The organism is Paenibacillus sp. B-A-8, assembly GCF_048572915.1.
Classification (GTDB): Bacteria; Bacillota; Bacilli; order Paenibacillales; family Paenibacillaceae; genus Paenibacillus_AQ.
Genome location: NZ_CP183882.1, coordinates 4006002 through 4031708, shown reverse-complemented (window position 1 = coordinate 4031708; position 25707 = coordinate 4006002). Strand labels below are relative to the sequence as shown.

Annotated in this window: 16 protein-coding genes and 1 pseudogene; 7 read left to right on the top strand and 10 right to left on the bottom strand. The window is 42.9% G+C overall.

Annotated elements, in window-relative coordinates; all coding sequences use genetic code 11:
* Positions 1-32: 32 nt before the first annotated feature.
* Both ACN6MV_RS17970 and ACN6MV_RS17965 read right to left on the bottom strand, forming a co-directional pair.
* Entirely contained in the window at positions 33-1811 is a 1779-nt protein-coding gene (locus ACN6MV_RS17970; RefSeq protein ID WP_042128544.1) for a cache domain-containing sensor histidine kinase, read from the bottom strand.
* Positions 1798-3237, bottom strand: coding sequence for a response regulator (locus tag ACN6MV_RS17965; RefSeq protein ID WP_042128543.1), 1440 nt, complete (start codon positions 3235-3237; stop codon positions 1798-1800). Before ACN6MV_RS17965 ends, ACN6MV_RS17970 begins: the two co-directional genes overlap by 14 nt.
* Before the next feature lie 250 nt (positions 3238-3487).
* On the opposite strand from ACN6MV_RS17965, the gene ACN6MV_RS17960 reads away from it, so the two are divergent.
* The 5 genes from ACN6MV_RS17960 (at position 3488) to ACN6MV_RS17940 (ending at position 10601) form a co-directional block, all read left to right on the top strand.
* The gene (locus ACN6MV_RS17960) at positions 3488-4456 is read left to right on the top strand and encodes an ABC transporter permease (protein WP_042128542.1); all 969 of its coding nucleotides are present in this window, start codon (positions 3488-3490) and stop codon (positions 4454-4456) included.
* Between the two features lie 24 nt (positions 4457-4480).
* The gene (locus tag ACN6MV_RS17955; protein ID WP_042128541.1) at positions 4481-5380 is read left to right on the top strand and encodes a carbohydrate ABC transporter permease; all 900 of its coding nucleotides are present in this window, start codon (positions 4481-4483) and stop codon (positions 5378-5380) included.
* Between the two features lie 57 nt (positions 5381-5437).
* Positions 5438-7069, top strand: coding sequence for an extracellular solute-binding protein (locus ACN6MV_RS17950; RefSeq protein WP_341113435.1), 1632 nt, complete (start codon positions 5438-5440; stop codon positions 7067-7069).
* 121 nt (positions 7070-7190) lie between these two features.
* Positions 7191-9086, top strand: a complete 1896-nt coding sequence (locus ACN6MV_RS17945; RefSeq protein WP_419884545.1) for a family 20 glycosylhydrolase — start codon at positions 7191-7193, stop codon at positions 9084-9086.
* A gap of 15 nt (positions 9087-9101) precedes the next feature.
* Entirely contained in the window at positions 9102-10601 is a 1500-nt protein-coding gene (locus ACN6MV_RS17940) for an arylsulfatase (RefSeq protein WP_419884544.1), read from the top strand.
* Between the two features lie 81 nt (positions 10602-10682).
* Here ACN6MV_RS17940 and ACN6MV_RS17935 read toward each other — a convergent pair whose 3' ends face one another.
* Entirely contained in the window at positions 10683-12137 is a 1455-nt protein-coding gene (locus tag ACN6MV_RS17935; RefSeq protein WP_419884543.1) for a sulfatase, read from the bottom strand.
* Positions 12138-12292: 155 nt separating this feature from the next.
* Between ACN6MV_RS17935 and ACN6MV_RS17930 the strand changes: the two genes are divergently transcribed.
* Together ACN6MV_RS17930 and ACN6MV_RS17925 are read left to right on the top strand one after the other, a co-directional pair.
* Positions 12293-14038 (top strand): glycoside hydrolase family 35 protein, encoded by a 1746-nt coding sequence (locus ACN6MV_RS17930; protein WP_419884542.1) that lies wholly within the window; start codon positions 12293-12295, stop codon positions 14036-14038.
* A 154-nt stretch (positions 14039-14192) separates the two neighbouring features.
* Positions 14193-14591, top strand: coding sequence for a hypothetical protein (locus ACN6MV_RS17925; protein WP_419884541.1), 399 nt, complete (start codon positions 14193-14195; stop codon positions 14589-14591).
* Between the two features lie 66 nt (positions 14592-14657).
* Here ACN6MV_RS17925 and ACN6MV_RS17920 read toward each other — a convergent pair whose 3' ends face one another.
* From ACN6MV_RS17920 to ACN6MV_RS17890, 7 genes and pseudogenes are all read right to left on the bottom strand, one after another.
* Positions 14658-15686, bottom strand: coding sequence for a serine hydrolase domain-containing protein (locus ACN6MV_RS17920; RefSeq protein ID WP_419884540.1), 1029 nt, complete (start codon positions 15684-15686; stop codon positions 14658-14660).
* A 36-nt stretch (positions 15687-15722) separates the two neighbouring features.
* Complete coding sequence (locus tag ACN6MV_RS17915) at positions 15723-16559, bottom strand: MerR family transcriptional regulator (RefSeq protein ID WP_419884539.1); 837 nt, start codon at positions 16557-16559, stop codon at positions 15723-15725.
* Between the two features lie 254 nt (positions 16560-16813).
* A complete protein-coding gene (locus ACN6MV_RS17910) occupies positions 16814-22708 on the bottom strand; it encodes a bacterial Ig-like domain-containing protein (protein ID WP_419884538.1) in 5895 nt (1964 codons plus the stop codon).
* 282 nt (positions 22709-22990) lie between these two features.
* Positions 22991-23173: pseudogene (locus tag ACN6MV_RS17905) on the bottom strand (chitobiase/beta-hexosaminidase C-terminal domain-containing protein); the annotation flags it as partial.
* Between the two features lie 65 nt (positions 23174-23238).
* A complete protein-coding gene (locus ACN6MV_RS17900) occupies positions 23239-24249 on the bottom strand; it encodes an alpha/beta hydrolase family protein (protein WP_375103164.1) in 1011 nt (336 codons plus the stop codon).
* Complete coding sequence (locus ACN6MV_RS17895) at positions 24233-24913, bottom strand: GNAT family N-acetyltransferase (RefSeq protein WP_375103163.1); 681 nt, start codon at positions 24911-24913, stop codon at positions 24233-24235. Before ACN6MV_RS17895 ends, ACN6MV_RS17900 begins: the two co-directional genes overlap by 17 nt.
* Positions 24910-25686, bottom strand: a complete 777-nt coding sequence (locus tag ACN6MV_RS17890; RefSeq protein ID WP_419884537.1) for a MerR family transcriptional regulator — start codon at positions 25684-25686, stop codon at positions 24910-24912. The genes ACN6MV_RS17895 and ACN6MV_RS17890 overlap by 4 nt, the downstream gene beginning before the upstream one ends.
* Positions 25687-25707: the final 21 nt, after the last annotated feature.

Sequence of the window (25707 nt, the reverse complement as noted above, 5' to 3'; positions counted from 1 at the left end):
GGAGGTCGCCCATCAAGGGGCAACCTCCATTTTTATGTTCTGGCTTCTTGTTGATCTATCAAAGATCCGGGAAGCCTCAAAACGGTCTTCGTCCCACTGCCTGCCTTACTGAACAGCAGAACTCCACAAGGATCACCGTACTTTAGATTTAGACGGTTGTTGACGTTTAGGAGCCCGATATGATCACCGGATTCTATGTTCTTACCAGCCAGCAACTCGGTTAGTTGTTCCAATCTTGCAGGGTCGATGCCTACACCATTATCTTCTACAGCGATTTCAAGCAGTCCCGCTGCACTTTTCTCTACTGTGATCAGCAAGATGCCCTGACCTTGAGCCTCAAGCCCATGACCAAGTGCATTTTCGACAATGGGTTGAAGGATCATTTTTGGTACGGGAATATGTAACCATTCCTGTGGACAGAACAGCTTGTATGTGAATTTGTCCGGGAAACGGCCTTGATATATCCTTACACAAGATTCTGCGATCTTCAGTTCCTCTCCAAGAGTTACCTCCGCTTTACCTTTGATACTGTACTTGAGCATTGTGCTTAGGGCGGTAGTCATCTCGAAGATATCCCGATTTCCTTTTACGATTGCAACGCCTTTGATTGTATCTAAAGTATTGCTTAAGAAATGGGGATTAATTTGACTTTGCAAATACGAGTATTCGGCTCGTTGCTTTTCCAGATCAGTCTGGTAAAGCTGAGTGGACGCATCGATTAATTGGTCCGTCAAATCATGAATCCGTGTTGTCATATCGTTGAACTGTCTAGAGATGATTTCAATCTCAGCGTAGCCCTTTAAATCCACCTTATTGTTTAATATTCCCAGACTTCCGCCCTTTAATTGATTCATATAACGCATAAGCCTAGATAATGGTCTTAAGAGATTCATCATGAGCACAGAGTAGGGAATAGAAACGACCAACAAGATTAATGCCAGAAAAGCGTAGCTGACCTTCTTTAATTTCTCCAGTTCCTTCATTAAATTATGGACAGGAACGGCGGTAATGATTTTTCCAGAGATCTCAGGCAGGCGAAAGGATTGAATAGCATATTTTTTTCCGTTGACTGTTTCTACGATGGACTCTCCGTCACTTCCCGTTGCCCGATTTTGAAACTGCTGGAGCATATCTTCCGGCTCATCACTATTAGAGTAGATCATCCCTTTATCATCCATCATAAAAAAACTGGTTCCAACCAAACGAGGGTACTCTGAAATTTCTGTTTGAATGGCTTTCATATCTACAATAACTGCGATATAGCCGATTTTTTCTCCATATAAAGACGTGTCACCTGAAGCGAAGATGTTCATCCCGAATAGTAACTTTCTCTTGTCGATAACCTTGTCAGGAGGACTGTATCCGCGATAATGTACGATTCCATCCTCCCCGGCAGTCTTCATAAGATCAACAGCATATTTCGTTCTTCCCGCTAATGAAATACGAGTGTTTGAGGGTCCGATAACAATAATATCCAGGATATCCGTATTCATATTTCGGGCGATACTCAATAGTCCCTCTACCTTTTGTGAGAGGTCGTACTCCCGGAGCTTATCATTCTCAACGAGAAACTTTTGGACGGTGGAGTCGTACCCTACATTCATCATCATAGATGAAACGTTGGCATAGTTGGCAGAAATCCGTTGCTTAAGGAGGGAAACTAGTTCTGTATTATATTGCGTATTCTGATTGATGATAGTCTCGCTTGATAATTGATAAACCTTTGAGACGATGATTGGGATAATGGCAACGATAAACAGCCCGAATAACAGAACCTGAGTACGGATGGAGAGTCGCTTAAATGTCTTCATTGTTTTCTTCCCTATATTGCGTTGGTGTCATTTTGATATGCCGCTTAAAAATCCGTGTGAAGTAGAAATAATCCTGGAAACCGCATTTCTCACCGATTTGGTATATGGAAAGATCGGTTTCAACCAGCATTTTACAAGCGTATTCAATCCGTAAACGACTAATATGTTCGATGATGGTCTCGCCGACCTCTTTTTTGAATAATTGGCATAAGTAATTTGGACTTAAAAAAAACTGATTGGCTAAATGCTGGATGGAAATTTCTTGATTAAAATGGTTGCGGATATATAACATAATTTCTTTGACTTTGCTATTGGAAATTCGTGAAATATCAGTTTCGTTTCTGTTCATAAAAATATCAAGCGTCATAAGAATCAGATCATCGATCATGGCTTCAGCCGTGCCGTAGCGATAATAGAGCTGTTCATACCCCTCAAAAAAACGACCGTTAACCCGAGTCCCTTCCCGAGGAAATAAGTACAGGATCGAGGTGTAGAGCAAATAGGCTTCTTTAATGGTGAACGTTCCCTCTTTGAATAACTTCTTTATCGATTCCATGGCTGCTATAAATCCGAGCCGGTCTTTACTATGAATAATCCGGGAAATCTCTTTAAGCTTCTCGTCGATCAGCCATTCTTGTTGCTGATTCACATGATAACATCCAGGCATTCCCGTCGCGAACATACTGAATGCAGCGTGAGAAGCGGATTCTAAAGCCGCATCCAATTGGTGTATATCCGAAATAGGAGGACCGATCCCGACTCCGCACTCTTGTACAACCTCAGTTTGTTCAAGACCCCGGAGGAAAACTTCGTATTGGCCCTCTTCTAACAAATAGCCATACCGACGGCGGCTCATCGGGAAGACCAGGGAAGAGAACTGCCCGACTTCTACTGGTGAACTTAATCCTTGGATAACAATAGGGATATGAGGCGTATCGATTGACAAAGGTATTCTCTTCTCATCCAACCATAAGCTAATCCGTTCAAGATCTCCGGAACAAACCGCTTCATACAGTTCGAAGACGTGGACAGGATTTTCTTTAACTGCCTTCGATTCGTGTTGCTGGGCTATTCGGTTAAGCATGCCTTCAATTTCTTCGATTTCAAAAGGTTTCAGGCAGTATCCGAAAGTGCCATAATTCATCGCTTTCTGAGCATAAGCGAACTCTGCATGTCCGCTGAGTACGATAAAGATGGTATCGGGCGCAACAGCCTTGCCACGTTGTATGAGCTCTAATCCATTCATTACAGGCATCTTAATATCTGTTAGAACAAGGGTGGGGCGAAGCGATTGAATTAATTGAAGGGCTTCTTGCCCGTTTTCGGCATCGTCGATCACTTCAAAGCCGTATTTCTTCCAATTCACTCCTGCTTTAATTCCTTCTACAATCCACTTCTCATCATCTGCAATAATCACTGAACGCATAAGTGAATCCCCCTTTCTCTATGGTGCTCCTAAATTCATCCTAGCGATTGTGGACCAAGGGGGGTATGGATTATCTTACGCTCACTATGTCGGATATTAAGCGTCACCGGAAGGCCACTCGCTAAAGTGTGAAAAATCCACATGATCGGAGTTGTATTCTCTATACAAGAGAATTTACACTCCCGATATAATTTACCATATAAATCGCTTACACGCATAAACAATCTCATACAGAAAGGTGGGGAGAAGATTGGCTGATTCTGTAACCGCTCGTACGCCTAAGCGAAGCTTAAAAACTCGTACGCCTAAGCAGAGCTTAGGAAAAACGATTTTACAGTACAAGTATTTTTACCTCATGGTTCTACCGGTGTTAATCTGGTACGCCCTCTTCAGCTATGCTCCCATGTACGGTGTAACGTTAGCATTCAAGTCATTTAATTACAGTAAGGGGATTCTGGGAAGTCCCTGGATCGGCTTGGAGAATTTTCAAACGTTGTTGACCGACCCCGATTTCCGCAGGGCATTTTGGAATACGGTCATTATCAGCTTGATGAAGTTGATCATTCATTTTCCAATGCCCATTATCCTGGCGATTGTTTTATATGAGTTTTCCAGGACCAAAATGAAGCGATTTTTTCAGACGATCCTAACGTTCCCGCATTTTATTTCGTGGGTTGTATTGTCGGGGATTATCATCAATATTTTAAGCAAAGACGGGATTTATAACCAGATCATCATGTTGTTTGGCGGGGATCCGAATTCTCCGCTTGTGGATGAAAGTGCATTCAGGCCAGTTCTGTATCTCACTCATGTATGGCGAGAGATCGGTTGGGATTCAATCATTTACCTGGCGGCGCTTGCTGGGATTAATCCTGAGTTGTTTGAAGCGGCAGAAGTGGACGGAGCGAACCGGTTTCGCCGTTTGCTTAACATCGCATGGCCGGGCTTGAAGAGTACAGTCGCAGTCCTGCTAATCCTTCAAGTTGGACAACTACTAACCCAAGGTTCGAGCTTCGAGCAAATTTTTAACCTGTATAGTTCACCGGTATATTCGGTTGCCGACACGATCGATACATACATTTATCGGACTTCCTTCACGATAGGAAGCGACTTTGGCTATATGACCGCCGTGGGTGTCGTCAAGTCCATTATCAGCCTGATTCTCTTATGGGCGGCCAACACGTTCGCTAAGAAGATGGGCGAGGAAGGACTGTATTAATTTGCATGAAAAGGGGAGAAGCAAGTGACCGACACAACGGTTAAAAAGAGAAAAAAGTGGAGTGTCTTCGATATCGTCGCATTCGTGGTTCTGGGGCTTCTAGCACTAGTAACATTTTTTCCCTTCTATAATGTTCTTATTATCTCTGTTGCAAGGTTCGAAGCGATTAGTAAAAGCGACTTTTATATTTTTCCACTTTCGTTTGACTTGTCGGCCTACAAGCTGTTGCTACAGGATATGAAGTTTTGGTCTTCAATTTTAAATTCAGTCATCGTAACGGTGGTTGGCGTGTTGTTCAGCATGACGATCTCTGTTGCAGGAGCATACGCATTATCCAAGCGGGGAATGCCCGGAAGAAACATAATGCTTAGCTTGATCTTGTTCACTATGTTTTTCAATGGCGGTTTAATCCCCTTTTACCTAGTCGTAAAGGATTTAGGATTCGTAAACAATATACTCGTCATGATCATACCCGCCGGTCTCAATACGTTTTATCTAATCATTATGAAAAATTATTTCAACACGATTCCAGAAAGTCTGGAAGAATCAGCTAAGCTGGATGGGGCAAATGATCTGTACATCCTTTACAAAATCATTATTCCAATCTCTGCTCCATTTATGGCGACCTTTGCTTTGTTCTATGCCGTGGAAAGATGGAATGAATGGTGGTACGCGTTGATCTTTATCAGTGACGCCTCAAAAGCTCCTCTCCAGATTTATTTACGAGAGACACTTATCACTTCGAATTCCTTGCTAAGTCAAATGGCACAGACGATGGCTGAGCAAGAGCAGACCGGGAAGGTCTACACCCCTGCACTTCAGATGGCAGCTATTGTGGTTTCGAGTATTCCGATTATTGTTGTTTATCCGTTCCTTCAGAAGCATTTTAATAAAGGCATTATGGTTGGATCAATAAAAGGATAAGAAAGATTTTAAATAGATTGATTCTATCCTAAAATAGTATAAAGGGAGGTTTATAGCATGCTTAGAAAGAAAATGATGACACTGGCATTATGTATAACTTTATTAGCTTCGGTGCTCACGGCTTGCGGTGGAGGCAATAACGACAAGGGGCAGGCGGGATCAAACGGTGAAGCGACTACGGATTCTTCTAATTCCACTGACAATCCTTACAAGGATCCGATGACGATTTCGCTTGGTTTTTGGGATGCAGATGCTGAAATTGCTAACATCGAAAAAGACCCGATCGCCAAACAAGTATTGGAAAAATTCAATATTACATTGAAGCCTGTCAATATGACTTGGGATGACTATACCCAGAAGATTCAAATGTGGGCTGCTTCCGGCCAATTGCCTGATATCTTCGCAATCGACGCCGTCGGCACGCAATATCAACGCAAATGGGTAGAACAAGGTGTTGTCAAAGCACTTCCTGACCTTTCTAAGTATCCTAACCTTGCAAAATACTTCGAATCGCCGGATATTAAAGGGTTGGGTGTAGACGGAAAGTATTATACGGTTCCTCGCCGGATGTTCCCAAGTGTCGATTGGAGCGCACTGGATCGTATGGTGTTCTATCGATGGGATCTTGCTCAAAAAGCTGGAATTACAAAAGAACCAGAGACATGGGAAGAGTTTGAAGCCATGCTTGAGGCAATCGTGAAGTCGGATCCGGAAGGGAAACATATTACGGGTCTTACGACGACAACTACCAAGATGCTGGGCGGATTCTTCTGGTTATACGGTAACCCGGTCGCCACGAGTGATGGAAGCGGCAGTGACTTTAAATGGATCAAAGAGGACGGAAAGTTTATCCCGGCTGTATTTTCGAAAAATGCGCTGCCAGCGCTTCAAAACATGAAGAATATGTACGAAAAAGGATTGATCGATCCAGATATCGCGCTTGTCAAGCCTGCAGAGTCTTATGACAATTTCGTAGCAGGCAAAGCAGCGGCTCTCCTGAGCGGTGGCGGTTTTATAAATTTAAATAGCGATATGTATGAAAAACGTTGGAAAACAGCTTATCCGGATAAGGATATCATGGAGAGCGTGAAAGCACTCAAGCCGCTTATTGGCCCTGATGGTGAACGTTCACATGCCATTTTTAAAACATACTGGTCGGAAAGTTATTTCAGCAATACGGTTGACGATAAAAAGATGGATCGCATCATGGCACTCTATGATTATGTGTTGTCACCGGAAGGCAAGGACTTATTGACTTATGGTATCGAGGGCGTGGATTACAAGATTGAAAATGGGCAGAAAGTTGTCATTGAAAAGGGTTCTTTAAATGAGAAGTATCCAGCTAGCAGATTTCTAAAGAATTTGGTGGCATATGAAACTTCGGACAGCTACACCATGGATAACCCGACAATTGCTAACGAAGGAATCCGCAAAGAAGCTGTCGATTATATTGATTGGATTCAGAAGAATACGAAGGTTCCGGATTACGACATTCGGTTAACTTATATGTCCACACCGACGAAGGATAAGTTCACTGTGCTTGACCATGATGATCTGCTCAAGATCATGCTTTCCAAAGAACCGGTGGAGAGTTACTGGAATAGTATCGTGAACGATTATAAGGCTAAAGGTCTTGATAAAATGATAGAGGAAGTAAATGCGAAGGCTAAGGAACAAGGTATTGAATAATTAGTTAATAGAGAAGATCCGGGCTGAAGTAGCTCGGATCTTCCGTTTAATGACTTAGTATAGAACCAAGAATGTGCGGCGCTACTGATCGCATACTTATAAGATTGGGAGGGGATAGTCTATGAACCTTAGCGTTCACTTGACAGGGTTAAATGAGAAACAGCTTTTATCCGTTTCAGAAGTAGCTGGAATATTGGGAATCCGAATGGAACCGTCAGGGATTCCGGTGAATTGTAAGCACCAAGGTAAGGGGATTCGAATATCTTTCGATGAGGTTCAGGTTATCATTGAATATGAAAAGGAGCATCAATTGATCCGGGCGCTCAGCCGATTCCTCGAGAACATACGCCGAGGAGAAAGAGTTGAAATTAATGAATCGCCGGTTTATGAACAGCTAGGCTTCATGGTAGACTGTTCGCGAAATGCTGTTCTTAATAATGAAGGATATAAGGAATTAATCCGGCGTTTAGCACTTATGGGATATTCAACGGTTCAATTGTATACGGAAGACACGTACGAACTAGAGGGACACCCTTATTTCGGTTATTTGAGAGGCCGATATACAGGGGATCAGATTCGGGAGATGGACCAGTATGCCGCGTTATTTGGTATAGAGCTGGTTCCCTGTATTCAGACGCTGGCCCATCTCGGCCAAGCTTTGAAATGGCAGGCGCATGCACCGCTTGTGGATTTCCAGGATATTCTCCTTATTGATGATCCCGGAACTTACGAGTTAATTGATCGAATGTTCGCTTTTATGTCTGCTCATGTAAGCAGTCGCCGCATAAATATTGGGATGGATGAAGCTCATATGATGGGACTTGGTAAATACCTTGATAAGCATGGGTACCAGGATCGATCCTCCCTTATGTTAAAACACTTTAACACTGTTATGGAAATCGCCAGAAAATATGGTTTCCGTACTATGATGTGGAGTGACATGTTTTTCCGTCTGGCCAGTGCCGGGGAATATTACGATGCTGAAAGTCCAATCAGCCCTGATATTGTTAAGCTGATCCCCGAAGATGCTACCTTGATCTATTGGGATTACTATTCGGAGACGCAGGAGAAATACGACGGAATGTTACGCAAACATAAGCAGCTGAATGATCATATCGGATTTGCAGGTGGAGCGTGGAAATGGATGGGGTTCGCTCCGAACAATGAATTCAGTCGCCAAGTCAGTCTGTTGGCACATGACAGCTGTGTTAAGCATGGAATTCAAGAAGTGCTGATAACTGCATGGGGAGATAACGGCGCTGAGGCTTCGGTTTTCTCGGTTCTTCCTACCCTTCAACTTTGGGCCGAGCTGTGTTATACAGGACATTTCGTGGAGAACCATGTCAAAGAAAGATTCAGTAGCTGCGTGCAAGGCAATTATGATGACTTTATGGCGCTTGATGCGGCCAATTTGGTTCCAGGAAATTCGGCACCGGGGGGATGCTCCATTAATCCCGCTAAATACTTGCTTTATCAAGATGTGCTGTGTGGCTTGTTTGATCGACATGTTGTTCCTAACGTGTATTCGAAGCATTATCAGCAAAGTGCGGAAATGCTCGAACAGGCGATCACGCGTAATTCGCCTTGGCAATCCTTATTCTCTGTACAAGCCAGTTTGTGTCGCTTGCTAGAAATAAAGAGTGAAATCGGGATTTCTATACGCGATGCTTATCATCGGGGAAATTTACAGGAATTAGCTCACTTTGCCAATGTAATTTTGCCAGAGCTATCAGATTTGACCGGGCGATTTATGGATGACTATCGGGTACAATGGGAGCTGGAAAATAAGGTTTTTGGTTTTGATGTTTTTGATCTTCGTATGGGAGGAATGCTTCAGAGGATTAGGACGGCTATTCATCGAATTAATAGTTATGTTGAAGGGAAAGTGGAACAGATAGCTGAATTAGAAGAGGAGCTGCTGACGTTCGACGGTCTCGTTGACGATGACGGTCCAAGGGCGATAAGTGCGAATTTGTGGCATACGATCGCAACACCGTCCGTCATCGCAGGAGTATAAGAAAGGAGTGAGGTTATGATTGACACTAATCTGGACCATCATAATGGCACAAAGCGGCCTAACCTTTTGCTTATCACAGTGGATCAGATGCGTTTTGATTGCCTGAGCATCATGGGACATCCCGTCGTTGAGACACCCAACCTGGATTCTCTTGCATCAAGAGGGATATTATTTGAACACGCTTACTCAGCTACCCCGAGTTGTATTCCCGCGAGGGCTGCTATCATGACAGGAATGGGCCAAAGATCACATGGGCGGGTGGGGTATCAGGATAAGGTTGAATGGAATTACGCCCATACGATTGCCGGAGAGCTTGCTCAAGCGGGTTATCATACGCAGTGTGTTGGCAAGATGCATGTATATCCTGCACGTAATCTATGTGGATTCCATAATGTAGTGCTTCATGATGGATATCTTCACTACAATCGGGACAAGAGCCAAGCCATATATGATGAACACTATGATCAAGTGGATGATTATTTACAATGGCTGCGAAGACAAACCAATGCCAATTCGGATATCACGGACTTAGGACTTGATTGCAATGCCTCAACAGTTGCTCGCCCCTGGCACTTGCCGGAAGCGATGCATCCAACGAATTGGTGCGTAACCGAGTCGCTAGACTTCTTACGAAGAAGAGACCCAGGAAAACCATTTTTCCTATGGTCCTCCTTCGTTCGTCCACATTCCCCCTTGGATCCGCCGCAATCTTATCTAGATATGTACAAGGACTTGGAATTTCCTGATCCTCCAGTTGGAGATTGGGTGGACGAGAATGCAGCTTTAAACAGAGCTAAGGATCCAACATCTTCGTTCACTCATTTGCCAAAGCGCAGATTGGATCGTGCCCGTGCCGCCTATTATGCGCTTATTACGCATCTTGACGACCAGATTGGGAGGTTGATCAATGGGCTGCAGGAATATGGAGTATTAAATGAAACTTTGATTCTATTCACTTCTGATCATGGTGAGATGATGGGGGATCACCATTACTTCCGTAAGTCTCTTCCATATGAAGGGAGTGCTAAGATTCCTTTCTTATTGTATGACCCGGGAGAAACGCTGGGACTTCTTGCAGGTTCCCGGCTCGATTCCGTTGTAGAGCTTCGCGATATTATGCCAACATTTCTTGAGGTTGCTGGCATCCAAATCCCAGTTACAGTTGAAGGGCAAAGTGTGATGCCACTGTGTAGGGGAGATCAGACAGTGTGGCGGTCTTATATTCATGGGGAGCATGCCTATGGTGAAAAGTCCCACCACTTCTTAACAGACGGAAGAGAGAAATACATTTGGTATTCTCAGACAGGGGAAGAGCAGTTCTTCAATCTAGTGACCGACCCCTCAGAGAAGGTTAATGCAATCGGATACACCGATAATTTCGAGCGTATACGTGAATGGAGAGAGCGGCTTATTCACGAGCTGGAGGGACGAGAGGAAGGGTTTGTAAACAACGGTGAATTGATTGCCGGACGTCCGATTTCTCATATTCTAAAGGCTTGCGAAATAGGGAAATGATCTAAACGAAGGGCAACCTGAACATTCAGGTTGCCCTTCGCCTGTTACGGAAATATTAAGGGTGTTAGCATGTGTTTTGATTTACCAGCTACTCCGGCGTTCTGGCAAAGGGTCCTGATCCTGAATCATCCGATGAACAAGCAATTCTACCATCCAAAGGCGAATTTCACTATAATCGGGATCTTCATAACGATTGAAGTTCTCTTGAGGATCCTCTTTCAAATCATATAACTCACCGTAAGTCTCTCCTGCAAAGATAACCAGCTTATAACGTGTTGTACGCAAACACTTAGCGTTAATGCCTCGATCATGAGCAATATAAGCGGTTAGTGCAGAATTACGGACATGAGGCTTCCTTCCAGCCAGCACCTCCATCTGTGACAAGCCTTGAACTCCGTAGGGACAGTTGAGACCTGCGGCTTCAAGCAGTGTGGGTACAATATCCACATGCTCCATCAAAGCAGGGACCCGTTGCCCGGAAACAATTCCAGGACCGCGTACGATCATCGGGATCCGCGTTAGACCTTCATAAAACCACGGTCCCTTGTAAATTAGTCCGTGGTCGCCGAGTAGCTCTCCATGGTCGCTGGTGAATAGGACGACTACATCATCGTACATTTCTTTTTGACGCCAAGCCTTTATAATTCGTCCAATCTGTTCATCAATGAAGGTAATCATCGCATAATAATTTCGAGTGAGCCGTTTTATAAGCGCTTCATCAAGAGAATGCTCCTCACCGCCGCCAGGCCAATAGCCACCCTGACCCTGACGCAGTAGATGTTGAGGACGAAGATGCACATTATCAGCTTCTCTGGTTCGTATTGAGATGTCTGTGTCCGCGTACATATCTGCGTATGCCTTTGGAGGATCAAAGGGATGATGTGGATCGACGAAACTGGACCATAAGAATAGCGGTTGCTCGGTTTTGTGGGAGAGGATAGCTTCGATGCTCCGTTCAGCAATCCAGTATGTCTGATGCAGCTCTGGAGGAATTTCACTCTCCCACACGTCGTTTTGAGCATCAGAGGCTTTGTAACGGTCCTTGCTGAAACGCTCAGCTACTTCAGGATTGCGCTCCTTAAGCCACTCTATGTATTCACCGATGCAATTGTCTTCAGTAATATGATGCTCATCAAAACCATAGTATGTTCCATCGGAGGCTCTTCCGCGATCACGATAAGCAGGCTCTTCATACTCCTGTGAAAAATCCCCTTTCATTTGTGGACGGAAATGCATCTTTCCTACACCGATGGTTTTATAATTCGCTTGCTTGAGATGATCGCATAAAGTAAGTTCATCTTCTTTTAGTGCGGTACCGATGTTCCAAGCACCGTGAACATGAGGGTACCTTCCTGTAAAAATGGAGGATCGTGAGGGTGTGCAAACAGGACTAGCACAGTAAGCTCCAGTGAAGAGCGTGCCTTCCGAAGCAAGCTTATCAAGCTCAGGTGTTAATACGGAAGCATTTTCGATTCCAAGCGCATCCGCACGCATTTGATCTGTGGTAATTAACCAAATATGAGTTCTCTTTGACATCCGTAAAAACCTCCTATGAATATAGTGTATAGCATCACAAAAGCCTCTAGCAACCAATGAATTCTCCATAATAATTCATTAGAATCGTCCATATGGAGTGATGTTTTTATTACCTATAATTGAATAGTCTATCTCAATGTTGGAGGAGAAATTTTATGCGAAAGTTATCCATATCAGGGGATCATTTTATATTAGACGAACAACCCGTCCGGCTGCTTTCTGGTGCGCTTCATTATTTCCGGATCATTCCGGAATATTGGCAGGATCGTTTGCTGAAGCTGAAAGCTTGCGGATTGAATACTGTTGAAACTTATATTCCTTGGAATTTACATGAACCAGAGGAGGGGAGCTTCAATTTCGTAGGCTTTGCTGACATCGAAGCTTTCGTTAAGTTAGCCGGAGAGCTCGGTTTGCACGTCATTTTGCGGCCAAGTCCTTATATTTGTGCGGAATGGGAATTCGGTGGATTGCCAGCTTGGTTACTTGCGGACGATAACATACAACTGCGTTGTAATGAGAAGGTCTATTTAGCTAAGGTGGATGCCTACTTCGATGAGTTGCTTCCACGTCTGCGACCTTTGTTAAGCACTAATGGTGGACCTGTGCTCGCCCTTCAGGTAGAAAACGAATATGGAAGCTTTGGAAGTGACAAGACTTACCTGAACTATCTAAAAGAAGGCATGATTGCCCGCGGTATGGATGTTCTGCTGTTCACATCGGATGGAGCTGAAGACCATATGCTTCAAGGCGGTATGATCGACGGAGTGTTCGCCACCGTAAATTTCGGTTCACGGGCTAAGGAAGCCTTTGCTAAACTACGTGAATATCAGCCTACGGGGCCATTGATGTGTATGGAATTCTGGAATGGATGGTTTGACCACTGGATGAAACCGCATAATACACGCCCCGAGTCTGAAGTAGCGGAGGCTTTAGACGAGATGCTTTCTTTAAGTGCCTCTGTAAACTTTTATATGTTCCATGGGGGGACTAATTTTGGATTTATGAACGGGGCAAATCTTTTTGAAAAATATGAACCACTCGTAACCAGCTACGATTATGATACGTTACTGGACGAATCAGGTAAGCCAACTGCAAAATTCTACGCAGCTCGAAAAATAATTGAGAAATACGTAGCGTTGCCCCCACTGGAATTACCGCCCGTAATTCAATCACGAGCATACGGTAAAGTGCTGATGACAGAATCTGTACCTTTGTTCACTCAGTTAGACATATTGTCTCACCCTGAACGTAGAGCATGTCCTGAGCCAATGGAGAAATTCGGTCAGGATTATGGATTTATCTTATATTCTACGAAGATCAGTGGGCCGCGCAGTGGAATGGAGCTCGTTCTGCAAGAAGTACGCGATCGTGCGCTTGTATTTGCGAACGGTGCTTTTGTAGGTACAGTTGAACGCTGGGATCCGAGAGGCATTCCATTAGAGGTTCCAACGGAGGGACTGCAAATCGACATCCTTGTGGAGAATATGGGGCGCGTAAATTATGGCCCGCTGCTTCGTGATCCGAAAGGTATCACATGCGGCGTTAGACTCGGCTATCAATTCCTGCATGATTGGACTATTCGTTCATTACCGTTAAACGACCTTAAAGGATTATCATTCACTCCGATAGATTGCGAACAACGTCAGCAGCCCACTTTCTACCGGGGGAACTTTCAAGTCAATAAGCCAGAGGATACTTTTTTGCGACTGGACGGATGGACCAAAGGCCAAGCTTTTATAAATGGCTTTAATTTAGGTCGCTACTGGGAGAAAGGTCCGACAAAAACGATGTATTTACCAGCTCCACTCCTGCGCCAAGGTGAAAACGAACTAATCTTGTTTGAACTACATGGCGTATTGGAGTCCGTGGTTACTTTTGTAGATACACCGGAGCTCACGTGATATTTAAAGGGTGGGTAGGGACCATCATTCTGTAGTATTGATCTGATGATTTTTAATATATAATCAAGACAATAGTCATTTCATAAAATTACCACTTGAAGTGAAATCGAGAATTTGGTTGGTTTGTAGGAAGTGGTTAGAAGGAGGATTGCTAATGAGTTATGATTTGATGGCGTTTGAGACGTCTAAGGCACCGCAAGAAAGAGCGGGGTTTATGGATTGGTACGAGCAGCAAGTGAAATGGTCAGAAGACCATGCCTATAATGATCCTTCAGTTTTATCGGACGCGCTGCAACGCTTTTATGGTGAGTTGTCCGAGCAATTTCCTAATATGAATGTTGAGGATGAGATTTTTGAGGCGATGGAGGAAGCCGGAACGGATAACCGGCTAACTGATTACTCGCTTGGTTCCTCTGTTATCTATGCAGCCTTCGCTTATTCCGTTGCTGAGGAAGCTTATACGGCGATGCGGGAGTTGGCTATAAAACACAAAGTAGGATTTTTTGATGTAAGCAGCAACGAAGGCGAGATCATTTTCCTTGAAGCAAAATAATTTAGAGTGTCAGCTGGTTGCTCTTCTAGATGTTAACGTAGTGGCAACCAGCATGTTTCTGCTTTTTTACACTAATACGGACGGAATAATATAATCCTTAATCAGAGGCCACCGGTCACGAGGTTGAAGTGTGAACTCTGAGGTGATGGCTACGACAAGTTTTTTTTCTGGAATGCAGCAAATGACATTACCACCATCACCTAAAGCTGAGTAGGAGTAAACCCCGTCTTCTTCGCGTAGCCACCACAAATAACCGTAATGATTAGCGTTCATCGCTATAGATTCCTCAATCCATGTCTCCGAAATAATCTGATTATTCTCCCATTTTCCACGGTTCAAAAATAATAAACCAAAACGCGCCATATCGCGTGGAGACAACGTAAGTCCCCATCCACCAGTGGTGATACGATGTGGGTCTTCCACCCAGCCCTTCACATTTACCCCAAACAAATCGTCGAACCCAAATGATTTCATCTCATAATCCGGAATTTCTTTCATTCCGATACGACTGAATAATTGCTCGTTAGCGAACTCACGGGCACTTTTTCCTGTGCAACGAGTGATGATAGCTGACAGTAAGTGAGCTCCTGCGGTGGAATATTTAAAATCACCAACATTCCCTTGGCGGCCAAGGATATCCAGCGTATATTTGACCCAGTCGGACGATTTACACATTTGTTCCAGTGGTTCATGCCAGTCCTCGAAAGCATAGGGTGCTGTCATGGTGAGCAAATGACGTATGGTGATCTCTTGTTTTTGCAGCTGTGCAGTAGCATCGCCAGGATCATATTCGGGGAAAAAATCCAGCACTTTCTGTTCAACATGCTTGATATATCCTGCATCAATGGCAATACCAATGAGGGCGGATATGATACTTTTCGTTACAGAAGCCACATGATGCAGATCTTCTGGACCATAACCATTATAGTATTGTTCATAGGCAATATATCCATTTCTCGCCACTACGATTCCGTTTATATTACTATAGTCGGATTTAATCTTAGCTTCTATTTCTGAAAGTTGTTCTGTATCCATCCCTAAGGCAGCCGAATCTGAAGTGTGCCAGTCTTTCGTAGGCCAGTAGTTTCTGTGCATTTAGGTAACTCCTTATATTCAAATTTTTTATGAATATCAGTGTGACTGCGATCTTTTCTTAACAGGAAAATACACCTCAGTAACAAGATTCTCAGGATCTGCAGTTTGTGTGGGGTCCTTAAGGTATATTTCATAGGGAGAGCTAATCAATTCGTAACCTTCGTTTTCAATCCATTCTGTAAGCTTCGCATAAACGGATGTCAATTCTGAATAGGGGCCTCTATAAACCGACTTCGCACACAGCCCATCAGGTAATTCTCTTGTTTCCTTTACGATCTCCTCAATAGGTAGGGCAAACTCTGTATCATTCCCGGCAGGATTATATTCCTCACTGTGATAAATTGTTATTGGCGTACCAAGCAAGGTCAGCTTTTCTGTGGCAATGATTTCATACAGTTTGCTAAAATACTTTCCATATCCAAGCGCGTAATCATCACTGCTCAATATCTGACGTAAATAAAGGATATTCATAGGCTTAGTTTCAACAAGCTGTACTTCTATCTTGTTTAGGTAGGACATCAGAGATATCCCTTTCTCTAAATTTAAAACATCACTGTTCATTTGCTTTAAGGTGTATTCGTAAACTCGTAATTTCACTTGTACTTCTCTTTTTTTGAGATTTAGGGCTGCACATAGCTTTTCTTCAAATTGATCCTGCTCCCATTCCAGAATGTCTTTGATCTCTTCCAAAGAGAACTGATAAGATTTCAAACGGTTAATAAAGAGCATTTTTGTTAGTTGTTTGATGGAGTAATACCTATAACCGTTCTCAGGGTTAATCTCATCAGGATGAATTAGCCCAATTTCATCATAATACCGTAGTGTTTTAGTTGACACTTCGCATATCTTCGAGAATTCACCTATGGACAGCAACTATCTCATCTCCCTTTCTTCGATATTAAATGATATATAAGCTTTGATTTCGTTGGTTTGTTCATTTCCACTATGCACCTTCCCCTAAGGGTAAAGTCAATAGACAATCTAGTGTATCTAAACCAAGATGGCTAGAATAAAGTGAAGTGTCATTCGGAAAGACGTTGTGTGTTCTACAACGAGCAGAGTATACAACTGAAGAAGAACCCCGAAACCACATACAGTATGGTTTTGGGGTTCTGTTTTTTTGTTTATTATTTTTGCATAAGAATTCTGTAAATCAGCATAGCTGCTTCGGCACGTGAAGATGGAGCGGTTGGTGTAAGTTGCTGTTGACCATTTCCTTTAACGAAACCAGCTGCTACCAGTTCCGCTATATCCTCTGCCGCATATTCAGCAATTTGGTTATGGTCAGTAAAGACAACTAGTGGTGATGAAGAAGCGGGAACAGGACTCAACTTTCCTGCAGTCTTAAGCGCTCTAACCACCATAACAAACATCTCTTGTCTGGATATCGATTCATGAGGATGATAACGTCCATCGGTTTGACCATTAACGATGCCTAGTTTCTGAGCAGTCATAAGTCCCTCATAAAAATAATCACTTGGAGACACATCTGAAAAGACGATCCCGTCTACCGCGGTTAGTTCCAAAGTTCTAACTAATAAAAGTACGAAATCCGCGCGTGTAATTGCCTGATCAGGTTTAAATTCTTGTTCAGATACTCCGGTAATGACGCCTTTAGATGTTAGTACTTCTACTACGAACTTCGCCCAATGTGAATCAGACAAATCACTGAATGTCTTGTGATTGTAGACCGCCGCAAACTGGCCGGAAGAATTCGTGGTCGAGAACATAGCTTGTTTCTTGACTGCATCATAATACTCACCTATTACAGGTAGAATAAATCCGTTCGTATCAACGTTCCACACGACAATAAAAGCATTGTTCGATGCTGGGACAACTGCTGGATGAGGAAGCCCAATCTGTATAGCTGTCTGTAAATTGTTCATCTGAGCTTTTGTTCCATCCAAGCGAAGCTCATACTCGATAAGTGAGCGATTTCCTAACTTCCCTTTTAATTGCCCTGCAGCATCGACGGTTCTCAGTAACAGGGTAACCGTCTTCACGTTATCCAGCATATTCTCTGGAAATATACGATTCGGTAAAATAATGGTAGCTAACGATGAAGTGAGGTCAAGCTGCAAGGTGGAAGTTCCTGCACGAAAAGCGGAAGCAGGGAGGATTACTTGATATTCCTTAACGTCAGATGCTGGATCACTTAGAAGCTGTATTCGAATTGTTTTATGACCGGATGAATTAGGTTTAGCTAATTCAATCATTTTTTGTAATGTGGATTCATTTAATATAGCACTAGCTTTCCCTGCATCAATAGTAGGAGACAGGTCAAGCCTTACACTTCCGTCCAACAGAAGTACACTTGTGGCTGAATCCTGAGTAGATAATCCAGAACTGCCTGAGCTCGGTGAAGATGTCGGACTTGGTGAAGATGTCGGACTTGGTGAAGATGTCGGACTTGGTGAAGATGTCGGACTTGGTGAAGATGTCGGACTTGGTGAAGATGTCGGACTTGGTGAAGATGTCGGACTCGGTGAAGATGTCGGACTTGGTGAAGTAGTAGGACTCGGTGAAGATGTCGGACTTGGTGTAGTAGTCGGACTTGGTGAAGTAGTCGGACTCGATGTAGGAGTCGGGCTTGGCTCCTGCTCGCCAAAAGGAATGAACTTCAAGAAGTCACCCCATATAACATTGCCCTCTGAATCCCTCATATAGGATGTTGCCGGAATTAAGCTTACGAAATTTGCATCCGTTAGCTGTTGACCAGACTTATTGGCTGAGGTTGCGCCATCATACATGAAATTGTTGTCAGCCGCCAATGAGGAAGGATATTGGTCTTTCGCAATGTTATTCGTCCGGTAGGATAAGAAGCCATCGATCTTAAAGTCTGCGGTAATATGGTCATAAGTCGTAAAGCTCATATTTCCACGTACATTATTGAATCCGATGTTGTTTATGGCAATAACACCTGGATTACTATTGCTTGTAAAACCATATGCTCCATTGCCGAAGGCGATAGAATCACGGATGGTATGTGTGACGTGAATGCCCTCACCACCCAGCTTAAATCCATTCTTGTCACCGGCGCCTATCGTTCCATCTGTTAAGAATCCGTTATTGAATGCAGCACTATTCTCAATCGATACAGCACCGATTGCACCGGAGCCTGCCTTAGTGTACAAATCCCATCCATCGTCGATGTTGTTATGTGCCAGACAGCCTCTAAAAATATTTCCGACGCCAGCAGTCAATTTCGCAGCGAAGCCATCAGCATTATTGTCAGATGGATCGCGGTTATCAAAGGAAGTACTGTTCAGAATTAAGTTGTACGATGGCCATTCAGCTATTTCTTGAGCCGTTCCATCTGTACGGCTGATTTGTAAACCAGTGTCTCCATTAGCATAAAAGCGGCTATTTTCAACGATGTTATAATTTCCTCCAACTGTAAAGCCCTTAGTATTACCGGCCGAGCGGGTGAAATCAAGTCCCTTCACATGCCAATAGTTCCCGCTCAAGAGAACACCTTCTGTTTTTTTATCAAAATCGATAATGGGTCTTGCTCCAGGTGCAGCTTCCAAATACTTCTTCGCATTCTCGTCTCCATCATTGTACTTCTTAATATGGAGTGATGAATTCCGCACATAACGACCATCAAGTAGGATAATGTGTTGACCTGGCTTGACGAAATCAATAGCGGTATCGATATCAAGCGGGAGATCAATCGATCCATCACCAGCACTTGTACCGGTTGGGGATACATAAATATCTTCACCCATGGGATCATAGCTTTTCATTATGACTGTAAAGTTACGAATTATCTTGTTATAAGAGGTCAAATACTGCGTGTCATCTGGTAAAAAAGTAATGCTGAAGTTCGTATCTCCTTGATTCACTAGTGTAGCTGGAATAGAAATACGCTTGCCTGCTACGGCTTTATTGTCTTGCGCGATTACCGTAGAACCTTGCTTCAGTGTCACAGATCCGTTGACGTTTGAACGTACAATCATTTGGTAATTCGGATCTGAAGTCTTGCTCAGCGAAAGGATATCTATGTTAGGTGTGACCGGAGGTGTAGGAGGTTCAACTTTAGGTGAATCCGTTGCTGCTGAAGTTACTGTTAATTGGATATTGCTGATATGGATTGTAGCTAGACGAGCCACATAAAACCCTACATACATCTTTGAATCTTGTATGTTAAGAATATCAGGCGTAAAGTGTATAGCTTCCTGATCGTTATTAAGTTGTCCAGTAAAGCCGCTATTCGTTTTAGCAAGTGTTAGACGATATGGGGCTTCAGGGGCTGTGTTGTTAGGTGCAGGGCGTTCTTTTTTGAGCATGATCGTTTGAATGCCTTTACTTCCAGTTCCGTCTGGCTTTTCCACACCGGTTCGAACAAACAGCTGAGTTCCATTATCATTTCTTGTACCACCGCTGTAACCACCTATAGCAGCAATGTTAGAGGCAAATACACTAGAATTTCCTGATGTGCCGATGGCGTCTCGTGCCATTATCCCGAACGATTCTTGACCGTCATATGGATTTTTCGCATAAGCCAACACTTGAATATCCGCTGACAGAACGAAATTATCTTCTGACGCATCTAGTTCGGTGTAATAGAAGGTAATACCGTCATGGTCTTCGGTGACCTTTCCGCCGCCTTCCAGTGCGATAATCTCTACCGATCCATCATCTTTTAGAATCGTCTGGTTATTAGTGGTCGATGTAGATTGACCGAATTGAATGCTACGCCATACAGGTTCCGTCTTTTCCTTAACAGTAACAGAATACGTAATCGGCTTAATGGACGCATCTGTGGGGATGATACCAATTTCATAAACGCCGGGCTTTTGATTATCGAATTGAGAGGTGTCGAGAGTGAAGGTACTTAGAACTTCTCTATCCGAATTGTCATACACTTTAGACACGATCAAACCCTTGCTATCAAAAGTATCGTTTAAGTAATAGGTCGTTTTTGGATAACTAGATACTTCGATTCTTGCTAGCTTCTTCATTTTGACCTTCACTTGGAAAGAGGCTGTTAATCCCTTATGGGTGACTGTGATTTTTTTATCTCCAGGAGTCAAGGTGTTCAGAGGAGAGACGGTGTATTCATTGTTTATTAGCCGAAGCTCAGTTCCATCAGAATAATGAGCATAAAGGATAATCCCTTCTAATTTGATGGAATCACCGATGTAATAGACCGTTTGCTTTGGCTCATTTCTGATTTCCAACGTAGATAGAGTTGCATCAATGACTTCAATGTTAAAGGCAGTTGTTATTAATGGAGTCTCCGTCGATCTAATCGTAACCTTATATGAGCCTGACTGTGACAACAGATACGGCAACAGATCCGATACGGGTTGCTCATTAATAGAGAGTGTATAGAGTTCACTAGTCAGTTCTTTCGTTAAGAATCCATCATTATAATTAGCAACAACAACAAGACCTTCCGGATCGAACGCATCCCCTGGATAGTAGACCGTTTTCGCTGGATCATACTTAACCATTAATGAGGTCATGGATAATGGAACGATTTGAAGCGTGATTGTTACTGAAGCGCCGTTATAGTTAATCGTTACTGTATTCTCCCCAACCTTACTGCTATCAAATCCGGAAACAATATAATCAGTGGGAGACAAAACGGCTTCACTGTTATCAGAAAAGATGGCCTTAACGACCAGTCCAGATAAATCCAGTGATTCGCCAACCAGATAGGAGGTTTTGGACATCGCACTTGTATCAGCCATTAAGTTCGTTACGATTTTGGACTCGACCTTAATGTCGATTTCGCTAAAGGTTACGGTTGCGTCCCTAGCTACATAAAGCCCTGCGAAGATCGTATCATTGAACGTATCGTCCAATGTCACTATTTCGGTTTGGTCACCGATGCTTAGCAGATAGGTAGTGCCCGATTTTTTAATGCTGAGATCATAGGCTTCACCTGCAGTGGGGGGATTGCTGCCGCTAAATGGGGTGAGCTTTACTTGTGTTGTTTTTTTATAAAAACCTTTCATCACCTGATCCAAAGCACCCACAGCAGTATAGTTAGAAGTTGTCGTGTTAGAATCACCATTTATTCCTACCGAATCTCTCAACATAAGTCCGAAGGATTTCTGGTTAGGTGTACTGACGCTGCTATTGCTATTAAATGAAGTAACATTAGCTTTGGCTTTCAATTCAAAGTTAGCATCATTAGGAATCTCTTTGTAGTAAAAAGATAGTCCTTCATCACTGCTTGAGATTTTGCCTCCGTAGGTGGTCATTGTAACTGTAGAGTGGTCTTCTATCACTGGTTCAGGATTCTTAGTGGGATTTGTATTTCCCCCGAAGGCGCTAAACTCCCAAGGCCCAAGCTCAACTTGACCTTCTTGACTTAAGTGTACGTTACGGAACGTCACCGTCGTATTTCTAGCAGTATAAAGACCGGCATATTGAATAGAGCCTTCAAAGCTTTCAATCATTTTGGTTTCATTCCCGATCTTTACTACATACAAATTCCCTGTCTTTTTGATGCTTAGTTCATATTCTTCACCCTGGGTAGGCCGATTAACGTTATCGAATTCGTACCCAAGCTTCTGTAAGCTGGCATTTTGTAATTTGTGAAACGCTTTCATTTCTTGGTCCAATGAACCCACTGCTACGTAATCTCCGGAGTACGCTCCGAATTGGTTATTCCACACATTGCTGCGGAGCATGATGCCGAAGGATACCTGGTTATTCGCTGTCCAACTATCCACATGAGCGGTTGCTGTTAATTCAAAATTAACGCCCGGATCAATCTCTTGAAAATAATAAGCGATACCTTCCGTGCTGCCCGATACTTTGCCTCTGTCGTTAGAGCTTCTAAGCGTAACTGATCCGCCTGCGTTCTCTTTGATTCCAAAGTTTGCCGACGTAATTTTGTCCTGACCTCCAACGTCACCAAATACGCTTCCATTCCATTTACTTTGAATGTTAATCATCCCATCGTCAGGATCAGTGACCTCCTCTGCAAACATGGATGGTGGAAAAGATGAAACCAAGAGTAGGAAGGTTACTAGCATGGCTAACAAACGTTGATGTGTTCTCAATGATTAAAACCTCTCCTTATAGACCGATTTTTGACCAAAGCTTAATGTTTGATCATCCGAGATTATACTTTATCGTTGAAAAGTACAGCTATAATCAATACTCCATATACCACTGTATATAAGGGATGTAAGGGAGGATGTGAGTTAATGACACTCGGTTTACGGATACTTGAATTCGGTGTTGAGCAATAAAAAAGGAGAACGGCTAATGGGCTTTAACCCAAAAGTTGTTCTCCATTTTAAATTATCTGAAGTTCATGTAGTTGAAATTCCATCCATTCGTTAAAGCATACACTCGAAGAGTATTATAACAGGTTGGGCGACTTGTGTTACCACATTAATTACGTAAGTGGCGCTTGTAGTTGCAGAATCCGTCATTAACTCCTTGAATGCTTTGGCCTTGAGTGTCATATTCTGTGTCACAGAAATAGAAGCAATATATTTTAACGATGATGCACTAGGTTCACTGCCGTCCGTGCCCTATAATAACGGCAACATTTGCGGCTCAGAACGCGAGGGATGTTAAAGTGTTACTGAGAGTGAGTCTTAATAAATCGGCTAAGATCATTTAAATATTGATCATCCACCAATTGTCGTGGAAAGAAGACAGCTGTTAAATAAGTCCTTAAGGGGGATGCGGCATTCTTTTTTGACAGCATAGAGTGGTCAGCGTTGGGAAAATAAGAGACAGAGAGCAAGCTAACAGGTATTTTTTCACGGTAAATACGTTCGGTTTCCTCAATATCTACATTGATATCTTGACCGCCGAGTACTAGATGGACAGGAGCATTGAAGTAACTAAGTTCTTTGGTGGCATCAGACTGATAGTTTTTGGCGATAAATCCCCAGCGTTCCTTAGAAATCAAGTTCTCGGATTTTGCAATTCGCAAGTAATCTTCATAAGAGGCACGTTCGTTAAGTAGTTGTAAGACTTGAGCGTTATAGTGTTCTTTCGCTTGGATCTCATATTCCGAGAATCCTTCGTTTTTCATTTCTAATCTTGTATTGTATTTACCTTGAGAAATCCAGTTCACGGCAGGCGATACAAGAATACTGAACGCGAGATCAGGTACTTCTCTTACGATCTTAGGAATTACCCATCCGGCTTGACTTGCCCCCCACAAACCAATAGATTGCGTATCAATCATCGGCAAGGCTTTCGCCCAGTTAATTGCTGCGATTGTTTCCTGAGCGCGATCTTCCATACTTTGCTCCAACCAGTTGCCGGAGGAACCACCAATACCAGGCTTGTTAAGAGACAACGAAGCATATCCTACAGATGCGAATTTCTCCCACAAGGGTTTATACCCATCATCGTATGAGTCATTTATGGGACCATCACCATGTACAAAAACCACCAGCCCTACGTTTCCAGAATAGTTCTGGGGCAGAATTAAAGTTCCTGTTAGTTTACCCTGAGGGGTTTCGATTTCTATCTTTTTCTCAATTATTTCATATGAATGCTGTTTTAACACGAATAAGCCTAAAGCTAACAATAAACCAGTAATTATCCATGCGGTTAATTTAATATTTAATCTCATTTACTGCACTCCTAGGGTGTAGTGGTGAACTCCTTGTCATGTAAAGCCAATTTGCCTCTTTAAAAAGTAGGTGTTTAATCCCGCTATAGTTAGCTTGAACGATACCAAAGTTCATCTGTTGGTACATTTGAATAGCTTGTTTATTATTTTCAGCAACATGTAGCGTTAATTTGTCCATGTCTGAATGACTGTTTACAAATTCTATAGCCCAACTAAGCAGCTGCTTGCCGATTCCTTTATTGCGGTGACTAGATCGAACGGCCAAATGCTCGATGTAACATTCTTTTGCCCGAGGCTGATAATTCAAAAAACGTAATCCGACCATTAACTTACATACATTTATATATCCAAACTGCTTGAATACTTGTGAATGGGAATTACGTTGTGGCGTTTTAAGGTTACTTCTCTTTGGGGCCCGGCAGTCCTTCCACTTTATGCTGAGCGTACCGACAACTTCTCCATTTTCTTGGGCGACGATTTGTTGTGATGATGTGGATTGTTGCTCAAGCGCCCAGAGTCCGAAGAGTAGGTCAGTAATATCATCGTCGTCCAGTGGGATGAGGGAGTGGAACTTCCCATGGAACGCGTCCACTAAAAGACTGCACACTGCTCTACGATCTTGTTCTTGATATTCAGCTATTACAATCTTGTTCAGATTTATCATGCTACACCGTCAGAATCATATTTGATTTTTATTTGAATTTCAAAATGAAGCTTGTCATTGTTGAACATGGATAAATAGGATTTTTCCAAAATGATCAGTTGTCCCTGAATTGTATAATGATGCTGTGTTAAATAGTGTTCCAGTTGCGCAATCTCACGTTCAATATCTTGATCATCCGTCACGAAAAAAGCTTTATAGAGGTAGCTACCTTTTTCTAGAATGATGTCCGGTGATTGATTGCTTTCATAACATAAGGTTACTTGTTCATTTTCGTATAAATAATGCAGATCTGTTTCGAATAAATGTGATAGGTGCGGCTTTTTTTCATACAAACTTCGAGCGGTGAGTGACTTATCTTGGTCAAGTTCTATCCACTTTTTTAAATGACGAGTATCCAATTGCTTAATATTATATTTGTCTTCTAGAATGTCGGATTGCTCGTATTCGTTAAGTATCTTTTGTAAAAACTGCTGCAATAACATTAGCTGGTTTATTTCAGAGTTTATTTTACTTTGAGATTGCTTCAAAAGCTGATGGTAGTCAGTTGTGGAGAAGTTATTCATACTTTTGTTAATTGTGCTGACTGGTATGTCTAATTTGCGAAGCAATAAGATCTGGGCCAACTGATAAATCTCATTAATCCCATACATCCGGTATTGATTGCTATCGGTATAGGCTGGAAATAAAATCTCTTTTTCTTCAAAATATCGGATTTGGTGCACAGATACATTCATAAGTTTTGAAAGTTCACCAATCGTTATGTGTTGATTCAAGGGTGTCGCTCCTATCTGTTG

Excerpts from the sequence above, each read along its gene's own strand:
- ACN6MV_RS17950 (WP_341113435.1), top strand. The coding sequence starts at position 5,438 with ATGCTTAGAAAGAAAATGATGACACTGGCATTATGTATAACTTTATTA.
- ACN6MV_RS17895 (WP_375103163.1), bottom strand. The coding sequence starts at position 24,913 with ATGATAAATCTGAACAAGATTGTAATAGCTGAATATCAAGAACAAGAT.
- ACN6MV_RS17900 (WP_375103164.1), bottom strand. The coding sequence starts at position 24,249 with ATGAGATTAAATATTAAATTAACCGCATGGATAATTACTGGTTTATTG.
- ACN6MV_RS17945 (WP_419884545.1), top strand. The coding sequence starts at position 7,191 with ATGAACCTTAGCGTTCACTTGACAGGGTTAAATGAGAAACAGCTTTTA.
- ACN6MV_RS17965 (WP_042128543.1), bottom strand. The coding sequence starts at position 3,237 with ATGCGTTCAGTGATTATTGCAGATGATGAGAAGTGGATTGTAGAAGGA.
- ACN6MV_RS17925 (WP_419884541.1), top strand. The coding sequence starts at position 14,193 with ATGAGTTATGATTTGATGGCGTTTGAGACGTCTAAGGCACCGCAAGAA.
- ACN6MV_RS17920 (WP_419884540.1), bottom strand. The coding sequence starts at position 15,686 with ATGCACAGAAACTACTGGCCTACGAAAGACTGGCACACTTCAGATTCG.
- ACN6MV_RS17935 (WP_419884543.1), bottom strand. The coding sequence starts at position 12,137 with ATGTCAAAGAGAACTCATATTTGGTTAATTACCACAGATCAAATGCGT.
- ACN6MV_RS17940 (WP_419884544.1), top strand. The coding sequence starts at position 9,102 with ATGATTGACACTAATCTGGACCATCATAATGGCACAAAGCGGCCTAAC.
- ACN6MV_RS17970 (WP_042128544.1), bottom strand. The coding sequence starts at position 1,811 with ATGAAGACATTTAAGCGACTCTCCATCCGTACTCAGGTTCTGTTATTC.
- ACN6MV_RS17930 (WP_419884542.1), top strand. The coding sequence starts at position 12,293 with ATGCGAAAGTTATCCATATCAGGGGATCATTTTATATTAGACGAACAA.